Origin of the sequence: Streptomyces sp. NPDC047072 (assembly GCF_040643855.1) — a bacterium.
GTDB lineage: Bacteria > Actinomycetota > Actinomycetes > Streptomycetales > Streptomycetaceae > Streptomyces.
The window spans coordinates 16,840-28,802 of the sequence record NZ_JBEYVC010000015.1 but is presented as its reverse complement, the minus strand read 5'-3'; the positions used below and the strand labels follow the sequence as shown (position 1 = coordinate 28,802).

Genomic DNA, 11,963 nt, shown 5'->3' with positions numbered 1-11,963 from the left:
AGGTGCTCTGACATGCCCCCCGTCTTCGCCCACGGCCGCCTCCGCCTCTACCTGCTCAAGCTGCTGGACGAGGCCCCGCGTCACGGCTACGAGGTGATACGGCTCCTGGAGGAGCGCTTCCAGGGCCTGTACGCCCCCTCGGCGGGCACCGTCTACCCCCGGCTCGCCAAGCTGGAGGCGGAGGGTCTGGTCACCCACACCACCGAGGGCGGCCGCAAGGTGTACGCCATCACGGACGCGGGCCGCGCCGAACTGGCCGACCGCAGCGGTGAGCTGGCCGACCTGGAGCTGGAGATCCGCGAGTCGGTGGCCGAGCTGGCCGCCGAGATCCGGGCCGACGTACGCGGTGCGGCGGGCGACCTGCGGCGCGAGATGCGCGCCGCCGCCTCCGAGGCACGGCGTGGTGGTGGCGCCCCCGGGACTTCCGGCACAGGCGGCCCGGGCGGTGAACACGACGGTCCCTTCGGGGACTTCGGCGACTACACCGACAAGGAGTCGTGGCGCGCCGCCAAGGAGGAGATGCGCCGCGTCAAGCAGGAGTGGAAGGAGCAGGCCCGCCGCGCCAAGGACGAGAGCCGGCGCGCGCGTGACGAGGCCCAGCGGGCCCGCCGGCAGGCCAAGGAGGCCCAGGAGCGGGCTCGGGAGCAGGCGCAGGAGGAGGTGCAGCGCATCGCCCGTCGGGTCCAGGAGCAGGTGCAGGACCACTTCTCGCGCGGCGACTGGCCGACGGGGGTACGTGAGGGACTGACCGAACTGGCCAAGGAGTTCGGGGAGTTCGGGAAGAACTACGGCAAGGAGTTCGGGAAGGACCTCGGCTTCGGCAGGGGCGGTGCGCGGGGGGAGAAGGAGAGCGGGGGGACGGCTCCGGCACCCGAGTACTCGGACACCCCCGAGGAGTTCCCCGCCGAGTACGAACCGTCCTGGGCGCACGAGGACTCGACCGGGAACCCGGCCCGCGACCTGGACCGCCTGCTCGACCGCTTCCGCGACGACATCCGCGACGCGGCCCGCGACCACGGCATCACGCCGGACCAGCTCCGCGACGCCCGCCGCCATCTGTCGACGGCGGCGGCACACATAGGAGCGTTGCTGCGAGCGCCGAAGGCGTAGGGCGCGACGCCGGGTTCGCGAAGTCCGCCGCCTGCGCCGGCAGAGCGAACCCGGCAGCGCGGGTGGCCCCGCAGCGCGACCGAGCCGGCAGTACAGCCGACCCGGCAGAGCGGCGGACCGGCAGCGGTCAGTCCTGCGGCGCGACCGACCCGGCAGTGCAGCTGACTCGGCAGCACGGCCAACCTCCAGTACGACCTACCTCGCAACACGGCTAACCCGCAGCACGACCCACCCCACAGCACAGCCAACCCCGCAGCCGGTCGACCCCGGCCTCCGGACCGGCCGCGCTGCCGGAGAAAGCCCCCGCGCCCCACCCTCACGCCCACCCCCACCCGCCACCCGCCACCCGCCCTCACCTCAGCCCGCCTTCGCCTCTCCCCCGCCATACAGCACCCGAGCAACCGACTCATGCGTCACCCCATGATCGGCAAGCACCTCCCCCGCCACCCCCGGCCGTACCGTCAGGGCCAGCAGGATGTGTTCGTCGCCGATGTGGCGGTCGCGGCGGGCGACGGCGATGCGCAGGCCCTTCTCCAGGACCTCCTTGGCGCTGCGTCCGAAGGCGCGCCGACCGGACCACCACCCCTTGGCCTTCAGGTCGCCGGACATCGCCCCGACCCCGTGCACTTCCTCCACACGGGCGACGATCTCGGAGACGTCGATGCCGAGTCCGGCCAGCGCGTCGGTCTCCGCCTGGGAGAGCCCGCCGCGCCGCCGGGACGCGGCGAGAGCGTCCCGTACGACTTCCGGACGTCCGGCGAGCCCCAGGGCGGCCAGGGCGAAGGAGGCGCGGCTGCCCTCCCGTTCCAGCAGGGCGAGCAGCAGGTGCTCGGCCTCGACGGTCGCGGACCCCGCCGCCTCCGCCTGTTCGACCGCACCCATGACCACCGCACGGGCGTCCTTCGTGAACCGCTCGAACATCAATGCCTCCCGTACTTCTTGTGCACGGCCTGCCTGCTCACCCCGAGTTCCGCGGCGATCTCCTGCCACGACCAGCCCTGATGGCGCGCACTGCGCACCTGCACGGCCTCCAACTGCTCCAGCAGCCTGCGCAGCGCGGCGACGGCGCGCAGCCCCACCCGGGGATCACGATCGCCCGCGCGCTCGGCGAGATCGGTTGCCTCAGTCATGATGTCAACCTACGTTGACATCACACCCTACGTCAACCATGGTTGACAAACGCCGACGGCCGGCCCGAAAACGGGCCGGCCGTCACACAAGGAGGCAGATCAGCTGTTCGTGAGGACGATCTTCCCGAACTGGTCGCCGGAGGCGAGCCGCGCGAAGCCCTCGCGGGCCCGGTCCATCGGCAGCAACTCGTCGATGACGGGCCGTACCCCGGTCGCCGCACAGAAGGACAGCAGGTCCTCCAGCTCGTCCTTGGTCCCCATGGTCGACCCCACGACCTTGAGCTCCAGGAAGAAGATCCGGGTCAGCTCGGCGTGCGAGGGCCGGTCCCCGCTCGTCGCGCCGGAGATGACGAGCGTGCCGCCGGGCTTCAGCGACTTCACCGAGTGCGACCAGGTGGCGGCGCCCACGGTCTCGATGACGGCGTCGACCCGCTCCGGCAACCGCGCGCCCGACTCCACCGCCTCCACGGCACCCAGCTCCACGGCACGCTTGCGCTTGGCCTCGTCCCGGCTGGTGGCGAAGACGCGCAGCCCCGCGGCCTTCCCCAGCACGATCGCGGCCGTGGCGACACCGCCGCCGGCACCCTGCACGAGCACGGAGTCACCGGGGCGGACGCCCGCGTTGGTGAAGAGCATCCGGTACGCCGTCAGCCATGCCGTGGGCAGACAGGCCGCCTCGGCGAAGGACAGCTCCTTCGGCTTGGGCAGGACGTTCCAGGTGGGCACGGCGACCTGCTCGGCGAACGTCCCCTGGTACCGCTCGGTCAGGATGGACCGCGGCTCCTTGGGGCCGACTCCGTGCCCGCTCTGCCCGATCACCGAGTGCAGGACGACCTCGTTGCCGTCCTCGTCGACACCGGCGGCGTCACAGCCGAGGATCATCGGCAGCTTGTCCTCTGCGAGGCCCACGCCACGCAGGGACCACAGGTCGTGATGGTTCAGGGAGGCGGCCTTGACGTCGACGACGCTCCACCCTGGACGGGCGTCAGGGGCGGGACGTTCCCCCAACTCCAGTCCGGAGAGCGGGTCGTCGCGGTCGATTCGGGCGGCGTAGACAGCGAACATGACGTCGACGATAGGCAACGGGGGCTCCGCCGGGGAACCGGGGCGCGTTGTGACCATCGCCCTGTTGCGGAGAGTGCGCCCAATGGGTTGCCGGGTTCGGTGGTGTGGCGGGTGCGGCCCGGTGGGGGCTGGTCGCGCAGTTCCCCGCGCCCCTAAAAGCACTCACCTGAACGGCTTTTTGTCGGCCGCGTACGGCGGTGAGGGGACGGGGGCGGGGGGTGTCCGCCCGCAGCGGCCGGCGTCCGTTACCCAGCACAGCCGTAAAAAACAGAACCGCCGGACCGAGGACGGATACCCCCCGCCCCCGGCCCCGACCCACCACCGAACCGTAGGCGGCCTTTCAGGGGCGCGGGGAACTGCGCAAAACGCCCGCCCCCACCAACCCGCACCGTACCCGGCCAACGCGCGGAGCGCTCAGCGTCGAGCAACCCCCTCCGCCCGAGCCGCCGCAGCAACCGCCGCCGTAACCGCCGGCGCCACCCGCTCATCAAACGGCGACGGAATCACGTAATCCGCCGCGAGATCGTCACCGACAACCCCCGCCAGCGCCTCCGCCGCCGCGATCTTCATACCCTCGGTGATCCGCGAGGCCCGCACCTGCAGCGCCCCCGCGAAGATCCCCGGAAACGCCAGCACGTTGTTGATCTGGTTCGGGAAGTCGGACCGCCCGGTCGCCACGACGGCCGCGTACTTGTGCGCGACGTCGGGGTGGATCTCGGGGTTCGGGTTGGCCATCGCGAACACGAAGGCCCCCGGCGCCATGGAGGCGACCGCCGCCTCCGCGACCGTCCCGCCGGAGACGCCGATGAAGACATCGGCCCCGGCCAGAGCATCCTCCAGCGACCCCGAGAGCCCCGCCTTGTTCGTGAAGGAAGCCAGCTCCCGCTTCACGGACGTGAGGTCGTCCCGCTCGGCGGACACGACACCGCGCCGGTCTGCCACGGCGACGTCCCCGATCCCCGCCTCGACGAGCATCTTGGCGATGGCGACACCCGCCGCCCCCGCGCCGGAGATCACCGCACGCAGTTCACCGAGAGCCCGCCCGCTCAGCCGCGCAGCGTTCCGCAGCGCAGCCAGCGTCACGACCGCGGTGCCGTGCTGGTCGTCGTGGAAGACGGGAATGTCCAGCGCGTCCTGCAGCCGCTTCTCGATCTCGAAGCACCGCGGTGCCGAGATGTCCTCGAGGTTCACGCCACCGAACGACGGCGCGAGACGCACCACGGTCTCGACGATCTCGTCGACGTCCGTGCAGGCCAGCGCGATCGGCACCGCGTCCACCCCGCCGAACTGCTTGAACAGGATCGCCTTGCCCTCCATCACCGGGAGGGAGGCCTCGGGCCCGATGTCACCGAGCCCCAGCACCGCCGTACCGTCGGTGACGACGGCGACGACGGACGACTTCCACGTGTAGTCGTGGACCAGCTCCGGCGATTCCGCGATCGCGGTGCACACGCGAGCGACGCCGGGCGTGTATGCGAGGGACAGGTCGTCCTTGTCGCGGACCGGCACGGTGGCCTGCACGGCCATCTTGCCGCCGCGGTGCAGCGCGAAGACGGGGTCGAAGGAATCGAGGGGCTCCGCCCCGCCGTCCTGGCCCGTATCGCTGTCGCTGCGAGGATTGACGATCTCCGCTGCCACTTTGTTGTACCCCTTAGGTATGCATGATTCGAGGGTGGCCACTCCCGTTCGAGGAGTGGTGGCCGCTCCTGATTGAGGAGCGGGCGGGCACCGCGTGCCGCCCAGACACCGATACGTACGGGCGTCACGCGACGGGCGCGCCGCACACGCGCCCTGAGCCCCGGATGAGGGGTGTAAAGAACCTTCTTACCGGACGACCGGCGTCGAGGACGAGTCCAATACGTGCAAGGTCACACGCCTCAGCGCAAATCGATCATCGATCATCGGCCATGCCCACGCCGAGCGGGTGACACCGAAGATTCTTCGGCCGGAATGTCGGATTCCGGAAGATGATCCGGTCACGATGGGCGGGCATGAGCAGGTTCGGGGGTCACCCGTTATCCGATTTTGACACGACCGATCACCTGAGCGCTTCGGTCCGAATGGCAAGATGCCGTCATCACACAAGGTCGCGACACTCGAAGATGCGTGCTCCCGTCGACCCGGAATCCACGGCACCCGTCGAACCCACCGGCGGCTGTCCTGCCCCATCGGCAACTCCACCCATCCGCCGGAGGAACCCAAAATGACCGCAAGCTCCACCCGCCGTACGACCATCACGCGCTCCAGGACGGCCGCGGTAGGTGCGGTCGCGGTCGCAGGCGCCCTGCTGCTCGCCGGTTGCGGTGACCAGACCAACGACAGCGGATCGGACAGCTCCGGTACCACCTCCGCCTCCTCCGCCCCGCTGGCCGACAAGCTGCCCAAGGAGATCCGCGACAAGGGCACCATCAAGGTCGGCTCGGACATCGCGTACGCGCCGGTGGAGTTCAAGGACGACGCCGGCAAGACGGTCGGCATCGACCCGGACCTCGCGGCCGCCCTGGGCAAGCAGCTCGGTGTGACGTTCGACTTCGAGAACGGCACCTTCGACACGCTGATCACGGGTCTGCGCTCGGACCGGTACGACATCGCCATGTCCGCGATGACCGACACCAAGGACCGCCAGGAGGGTGTCGACTCCGAGACCGGCAAGAAGGTCGGCGAGGGCGTCGACTTCGTGGACTACTTCACCGCCGGTGTCTCGATCTACACCCAGAAGGGCAAGAACACCGACATCAAGAGCTGGTCGGACCTGTGCGGCCGGAAGATCGTCGTGCAGCGCGCCTCGGTCTCCGAGGACCTCGCCAAGGCCGAGGCCAAGAAGTGCCCGAGCGGCAAGACCCTGACCATCGAGTCCTTCGACAACGACCAGCAGGCCCAGACCCGTCTGCGCGCCGGGGGCGCCGACGCCGGTTCGTCCGACTTCCCGGTCGCCGCGTACGCGGTCGCGCACTCCGGCGGCGGCAACGACTTCCAGATCGTCGGCGAGCAGGTCGAGGCCGCCCCGTACGGCATCGCCGTCGCCAAGGGCGACACCCAGCTGCGCGACGCCCTGCAGGCCGCGATGGACGCGATCATCGCCAACGGCGACTACGCGAAGGTCATGAAGAAGTGGGGCGTCGAGGACGGCGCCGTGACGAAGGCCACCATCAACGGCGGCAAGTGACCGCGTCCCGCGGCCACCGAAAGGCAACATCCGTGACTGACATCGACAAGGCGGACAGGCCGGCGGACACCCCGCCGGCCGGCCCGGAGGCCATCAAGGCCATTCCGGTCCGTCACTACGGGCGGTACGTCTCCGCCGTGGTCGCGCTCGCCGCGCTGGGCGCGATCGTCTACGCGTTCTCCCAGGGCCGGATCAACTGGGGCGCGATCCCCGACTACTTCTTCAACGACCGCATCCTCAGCGGCGTGGGCAAGACACTGCTGCTCACGGTGCTGTGCATGCTCATCGGCATCGTCGGCGGCATCCTGCTGGCGGTGATGCGGCTGTCGAAGAACCCGGTGACCTCGTCCATCGCGTGGTTCTACATCTGGTTCTTCCGCGGCACCCCGGTCCTGGTCCAGCTCATCGTCTGGTTCAACCTGGGCCTGGTCTTCGAGTACATCAACCTCGGGCCGGTCTACAAGGACGAGTGGTCGCAGTTCATGACCCCGTTCCTGACGGCGCTGCTCGGCCTCGGCCTCAACGAGGCGGCGTACATGGCGGAGATCTGCCGCGCCGGCCTGCTGGCCGTCGACGAGGGGCAGACCGAGGCGGCCCACGCGCTGGGCATGAGCCATGCCAAGACGCTGCGCCGGATCGTCATCCCGCAGGCGATGCGTGTGATCGTGCCGCCCACGGGCAACGAGGTCATCAACATGCTGAAGACGACCTCGCTGGTCTCGGTCGTCCAGTACTCGGAGCTGCTCCGCGTCGCCCAGGACATCGGCCAGACCTCCGGCGCCCCGGCCGAGATGCTGTTCCTCGCCGCGGCCTGGTACCTGGTGCTGACCTCGGTCTTCAGCGTCGGGCAGTACTACCTGGAGCGGTATTACGCGCGCGGCACCAGCCGCAGCCTGCCGGCCACCCCGTTCCAGAAGATCAGGGCGAACCTGCTCTCCCTGTCGAACCGCTCGTCGGCGGGAGGTGCCGCATGACCGCCATGGTGAAGGCCGAGGGCGTCCACAAGTCCTTCGGGCTGGTCGAGGTCCTCAAGGGCATCGACCTGGAGGTGAAGACCGGCGAGGTGTTCTGCCTCATCGGCCCGTCCGGCTCCGGCAAGTCGACCTTCCTGCGCTGCATCAACCACCTGGAGAAGATCAACGCCGGTCGGCTGTACGTCGACGGCGAGCTGGTCGGCTACCGCCAGAAGGGCGACAAACTCTACGAGCTCAAGGACAGCGAGGTCGCGCTGAAGCGCCGGGACATCGGTATGGTCTTCCAGCGCTTCAACCTGTTCCCGCACATGACGGCCGTCGAGAACATCATCGAGGCCCCCGTCCAGGTCAAGGGCGTGAGCCGGGCCCAGGCACGGGAGCGCGCGCAGGAACTGCTCGCCCGCGTCGGGCTCGCCGGCAAGGCCGACAACTACCCCTCCCAGCTCTCCGGCGGCCAGCAGCAGCGCGTGGCCATCGCCCGTGCCCTCGCGATGGAGCCGAAGCTGATGCTCTTCGACGAGCCGACCTCGGCCCTCGACCCGGAGCTGGTCGGCGAGGTCCTGGACGTGATGCGGGATCTCGCGGAGGACGGGATGACCATGATCGTCGTCACCCACGAGATGGGCTTCGCCCGCGAGGTCGGTGACTCGCTGGTCTTCATGGACGACGGCGTGGTCGTGGAATCCGGCGACCCGCGCGAGGTCCTGACGAACCCGCAGCACGAGCGCACCCAGGCGTTCCTGTCGAAGGTCCTCTAGCGTTACGACGGTGAAGGGGCGGTACGAGGATCTCGTACCGCCCCTTTCGCGTGGGCCTACTTGAGCGCGAGCAGCAAGGTGTCCGAGGGCGAGCGCCACACCGGCCGGACCTCGCCGAAGCCCTTCTCGCGCAGCACGCGCGCGTGCCAGGCGGCGGAGGGCATGTCACCGTCCGCGTGCTCGCCGTAGATCTCGAAGCGCCGGGCGGTGGGCCCGGCGAGGACGGGGTCGGCGGCGGCGACCTGCCACCAGGAGGTCCAGTCGAGGGCGCCGTCCTGCTGGGCCCGTTCCATCTGGGCGTGCCGGTGCGCGCGCTCGGCTGCGTTGATCCGGGGTGTCGTCTCGTCGATCATGTGGTCGGCGTTCATGAAGACCCCGCCGTCCCGGACGAGCCCGGCGACCTGGCCGTAGAGCGCCGCGAGGGGTTCGCTGTGCAGCCAGTGCAGGGCCGTGGCGGTCAGGACCGCGTCGTAGGAGTCGTACGGCAGTGTCGTGGGCCAGTCCGGGTCCTTGAGGTCGGCCGTCACGAAGGTGGCGCGGTCGTCGCCCGCGAACGTGCCCTCGGCGATGGCGAGGAGCGCGGGGTCGAGGTCGATCCCGGTGCTGACGGCGTCCGGGAACCGCGCGAGCAGCCTGGCCGTGATACTTCCCGTGCCGCACGCGAGGTCGAGGACGCGGGGCGCGGGCCCGACGAGCGCCTCGACCATGTCCAGCATGACCCGGAACCGCTCCTCGCGGTCCGGCATGTACCACTCCTGCTGCCGGTCCCAGCTCTCCTGCCAGGCCTGCCAGTCGGTGCCGACACCCGTCGTCATCGGAGCCCCCTGTCCGCTCGCTGTCGTAATACCCTGGAAGCACGATCAGCTGTTACCCGACCGCACCACGACGATAGAACGCCTCCGTAAGGACTACAAGTGGAACTGGCCTATTACTCGGACTACGCCGTACGTCTGGTCAACAGCGAGGACCCGGCCCGCGGCAAGGACTCCCTGACCTCGGTCGAGGCCGTCCGCGACCTGTTCGGCGGCGGCCAGGAGGCGGCCCGGCGGGCCACCGACGCCGACGTCACCCGCTTCCGCTCGGTCCGGGCACGGCTGCGGGCGGTCTTCGAGGCGGCCGACCAGGGCGACGAGACGCTCGCGGTGAACCTGCTGAACTCCCTGCTCCTGGAGTTCCCGGTCAGCCCGCAGATCTCCGGCCACGACTTCCGGGACGACGACGGCCGCCCGCTGTGGCACATGCACCTGGCGGACCACCCGTCCAACGCGACCGCCGGCTACGCGGCCATCGCGGCGATGGGCCTGGCCTTCCACCTCACCGAGTACGGCGTGGACCGGCTGGGCCTGTGCGAGGCGGCCCCGTGCCGCAACGCCTACCTCGACACCTCCACCAACCGCTCCCGGCGCTACTGCTCCGACCGCTGCGCCACCCGCGCCAACGTGGCCGCCTACCGGGCCCGCAAGCGCCTGGAGGCAGACCGGTCGGGCAGCACGGGCCGCACGGACGACAGCGCCCAGCGCACGGCGGCCAGCGGCGAGCGCTGACCGGCCGACAGCGGCCGGTACCTGAACCGGGCCTTCCCCAGCACGAGATCCTCCGGTACGACGCCGTAGTCCGTGCTGTCACCGCCCGCGAAGGGGTTGTCGCCGAGCACCCACCAGCCGCCCTCGCGCCGCTCCGTGGCCCGCTTGACGACGAGCAGGTCCTGCTGGAAGGGATGCCGCAGGATCACCACGTCGCCGGGCCGAACGCGGGCGCCCCAGTGCACCACCAACTGGTCCCCGTGCCGGAGGGTCGGCACCATGGACGGCCCGGTCACCTCGGCCACCCCCACGAAGGGCAACAACGACCTCCCCCGCTCGGTCTCCTGCGACAGCTCCGGCATCCCCGGCACCTCCCCGGTACGTTCATCCACCAGTCTCAGTCTGACCCCGGACTTTTGTCCTAAGCCCATGGGGGCACTCGCGAATTCGGCTCTCGCAGGGAGTAATGTCGCACCTGAGAAGACGATCACGAGGAAGGAATGCTCCATGCTTTCCCGCCTGTTTGCCCCCAAGGTCAAGGTCAGCGCACACTGCGACCTGCCCTGCGGTGTGTACGACCCGGCCCAGGCCCGCATCGAGGCGGAGTCGGTGAAGGCCGTGCAGGAGAAGATGGCCGCCAACGACGACCCGCACTTCCAGGCGCGTGCCGTTGTCATCAAGGAGCAGCGCGCCGAGCTCGCGAAGCACCACGTCTCCGTGCTCTGGAGCGACTACTTCAAGCCCCCGCACTTCGAGAAGTACCCGGAGCTGCACCAGCTGGTCAACGACGCCCTCAAGGCCCTCTCGGCCGCCAAGGCGTCGACCGACCCGGCGACCGGTCAGAAGGCTCTGGACTACATCGCCCAGATCGACAAGATCTTCTGGGAGACCAAGAAGGCCTGACCCCGCGTCGGCCTCCGTCGCCCGCGATCGGTGCACCATCGCAGGCCGACGGCAGCACGCCGGAAGGGGCCCGGTCCTTGAGGACCGGGCCCCTTCCGCTGCTTCAGGTCGGTTCCACGTCGAACTCCACCGCCTCCAGGAGTTCCCGTGTCTTCGCCGCGACCTCTCCCGCCGTCGGCGCGTGTACGGCGAAGTATCCGACGCGGTGCCAGCCGTCGCGGCAGACGGGGATGAGTTCGCCGGGGGCGACCTTGACCCGGTGCAGGAAGACCGCGGGATCGCCGGCCAGCCGGTCGACACCGCTGACGGCCCGCAGTCGGCCGGCCGGAGGATGGAACCACCGCACCGCCGCGGTGGAGCCGGCCCGCTTCGGCAGCCGTGGGTCGAGGCCCGCGAGCAGCCGGATCTGTGCGCCGTACATGGAGAAACCGTCGTAGCTGCGCTCGGCGAGTTCGGGTGTGAAGGCGCCCGGTACCCGTGCGGCGCACTCGATGAGACAGGGCCGACCGGCGTGGATCTTCCATTCCGAGTGGATGGTGCCGTCGGCGACCTCGAGCGCGGTGACCAGCGCGTGGGAGGCGTCGACCACGGCCGTCTGCTCCTCGGCCGGGATCGGCGCGGGGACCGTGACGGACAGGATGGGGAAGTACGGGCCACCGGCGGTGAGCATCAGGTCGACCGAGTCGAAGACGACCTCGCCGTCGCGGACCAGGGTCTCCACCGACACCTGGTATCCGGCCACGAACTCCTCCGCGACGTAGTCGGTCGCCCGGCCGCGGTCGGTGACGGTGCGCACCTCGTCGGCGCCGGCGCACTCCTTCCAGGCCCACGGGACGTCGTGGACGTCGTCCACGCGGACGACCCCCACGGAGGCGTGCCGGTTGGAGGGTTTGACGACGATCGGGACACCGCGGAAGAAGTCGGCGACCTCCTGTTCCGAGCCAACCCGCGCCCAACGGGGCTGGGCGACGGAGGTGCCGGCCAGCAACCGGCGCAGCGTCAGTTTGTCGGTGCACGCCCCGACCGCCCTGCGCCCGGGTGAGCGCAGGCCGAGGGCCTCGGCGATCCGGCCCGCGGCCTCGACGCCGTACTCCCAGGCGGGTACGACCGCCTCGAACCCGATCCTCTCGTGCCGGGCCCGCACCGCTTCGAGGAAGTCGTCCCGCTGCTGGTACTCGGCGAGGACCAGCCCTCCGGGCGCGCACCGGCGGTACCCGTCCTCGTTGCGGTGGTGGATCTCCGGTTCCTCCAGTACGTGCAGGCGCAGCTCCGGGTCCCGGTCGAAGTACTCGGCGTACCCGTCGTGCAGGCCGACCATGAGAACGTTCGTCATC

Annotated in this window: 13 protein-coding genes; 6 read left to right on the top strand and 7 right to left on the bottom strand. The window is 70.1% G+C overall.

Annotated elements, in window-relative coordinates; translation table 11 throughout:
* Positions 1-12: 12 nt before the first annotated feature.
* Complete coding sequence (locus tag ABZ896_RS09485; RefSeq protein WP_360924527.1) at positions 13-1,110, top strand: helix-turn-helix transcriptional regulator; 1,098 nt, start codon at positions 13-15, stop codon at positions 1,108-1,110.
* A gap of 357 nt (positions 1,111-1,467) precedes the next feature.
* Here the strand turns inward: ABZ896_RS09485 and ABZ896_RS09480 are convergent, their stop codons facing one another.
* From ABZ896_RS09480 to ABZ896_RS09465, 4 genes are all read right to left on the bottom strand, one after another.
* Positions 1,468-2,031, bottom strand: coding sequence for a Clp protease N-terminal domain-containing protein (locus ABZ896_RS09480; protein WP_360924524.1), 564 nt, complete (start codon positions 2,029-2,031; stop codon positions 1,468-1,470).
* Positions 2,031-2,240 (bottom strand): helix-turn-helix domain-containing protein, encoded by a 210-nt coding sequence (locus ABZ896_RS09475; RefSeq protein ID WP_030038196.1) that lies wholly within the window; start codon positions 2,238-2,240, stop codon positions 2,031-2,033. Before ABZ896_RS09475 ends, ABZ896_RS09480 begins: the two co-directional genes overlap by 1 nt.
* A gap of 99 nt (positions 2,241-2,339) precedes the next feature.
* Entirely contained in the window at positions 2,340-3,305 is a 966-nt protein-coding gene (locus tag ABZ896_RS09470; RefSeq protein ID WP_360924520.1) for a zinc-binding dehydrogenase, read from the bottom strand.
* 414 nt (positions 3,306-3,719) lie between these two features.
* Positions 3,720-4,943, bottom strand: a complete 1,224-nt coding sequence (locus tag ABZ896_RS09465) for an NADP-dependent malic enzyme (protein ID WP_360924517.1) — start codon at positions 4,941-4,943, stop codon at positions 3,720-3,722.
* Positions 4,944-5,508: 565 nt separating this feature from the next.
* Here ABZ896_RS09465 and ABZ896_RS09460 point away from each other — a divergent pair.
* Genes ABZ896_RS09460 through ABZ896_RS09450 form a run of 3 tightly spaced genes read left to right on the top strand, consistent with a single transcriptional unit; the run spans position 5,509 to position 8,203 of the window.
* Positions 5,509-6,471 carry an ABC transporter substrate-binding protein gene (locus tag ABZ896_RS09460; protein ID WP_360924514.1) on the top strand — a complete coding sequence of 321 codons (963 nt, stop codon included), beginning with the start codon at positions 5,509-5,511 and terminating at the stop codon, positions 6,469-6,471.
* A gap of 32 nt (positions 6,472-6,503) precedes the next feature.
* Positions 6,504-7,445: an amino acid ABC transporter permease gene (locus ABZ896_RS09455; protein WP_360924511.1), complete on the top strand. Its 942-nt coding sequence runs from the start codon at positions 6,504-6,506 to the stop codon at positions 7,443-7,445.
* Positions 7,442-8,203 carry an amino acid ABC transporter ATP-binding protein gene (locus ABZ896_RS09450; protein ID WP_360924508.1) on the top strand — a complete coding sequence of 254 codons (762 nt, stop codon included), beginning with the start codon at positions 7,442-7,444 and terminating at the stop codon, positions 8,201-8,203. Before ABZ896_RS09455 ends, ABZ896_RS09450 begins: the two co-directional genes overlap by 4 nt.
* Before the next feature lie 56 nt (positions 8,204-8,259).
* Here ABZ896_RS09450 and ABZ896_RS09445 read toward each other — a convergent pair whose 3' ends face one another.
* Positions 8,260-9,018: a class I SAM-dependent methyltransferase gene (locus ABZ896_RS09445; RefSeq protein WP_360924505.1), complete on the bottom strand. Its 759-nt coding sequence runs from the start codon at positions 9,016-9,018 to the stop codon at positions 8,260-8,262.
* 99 nt (positions 9,019-9,117) lie between these two features.
* On the opposite strand from ABZ896_RS09445, the gene ABZ896_RS09440 reads away from it, so the two are divergent.
* Positions 9,118-9,747 carry a CGNR zinc finger domain-containing protein gene (locus tag ABZ896_RS09440; protein WP_360924502.1) on the top strand — a complete coding sequence of 210 codons (630 nt, stop codon included), beginning with the start codon at positions 9,118-9,120 and terminating at the stop codon, positions 9,745-9,747.
* On the opposite strand, the gene sodX is transcribed toward ABZ896_RS09440, so the two are convergent.
* Entirely contained in the window at positions 9,651-10,088 is a 438-nt protein-coding gene (gene sodX, locus ABZ896_RS09435) for a nickel-type superoxide dismutase maturation protease (protein ID WP_360924697.1), read from the bottom strand. The genes ABZ896_RS09440 and sodX overlap by 97 nt on opposite strands.
* 145 nt (positions 10,089-10,233) lie before the next feature.
* On the opposite strand from sodX, the gene sodN reads away from it, so the two are divergent.
* On the top strand, positions 10,234-10,629 hold the full coding sequence (gene sodN, locus ABZ896_RS09430; RefSeq protein ID WP_356144758.1) for a superoxide dismutase, Ni: 396 nt from the start codon (positions 10,234-10,236) through the stop codon (positions 10,627-10,629).
* Positions 10,630-10,732: 103 nt separating this feature from the next.
* Here sodN and ABZ896_RS09425 read toward each other — a convergent pair whose 3' ends face one another.
* Positions 10,733-11,962 (bottom strand): ATP-grasp domain-containing protein, encoded by a 1,230-nt coding sequence (locus ABZ896_RS09425; protein ID WP_360924498.1) that lies wholly within the window; start codon positions 11,960-11,962, stop codon positions 10,733-10,735.
* Position 11,963 lies beyond the last annotated feature (1 nt).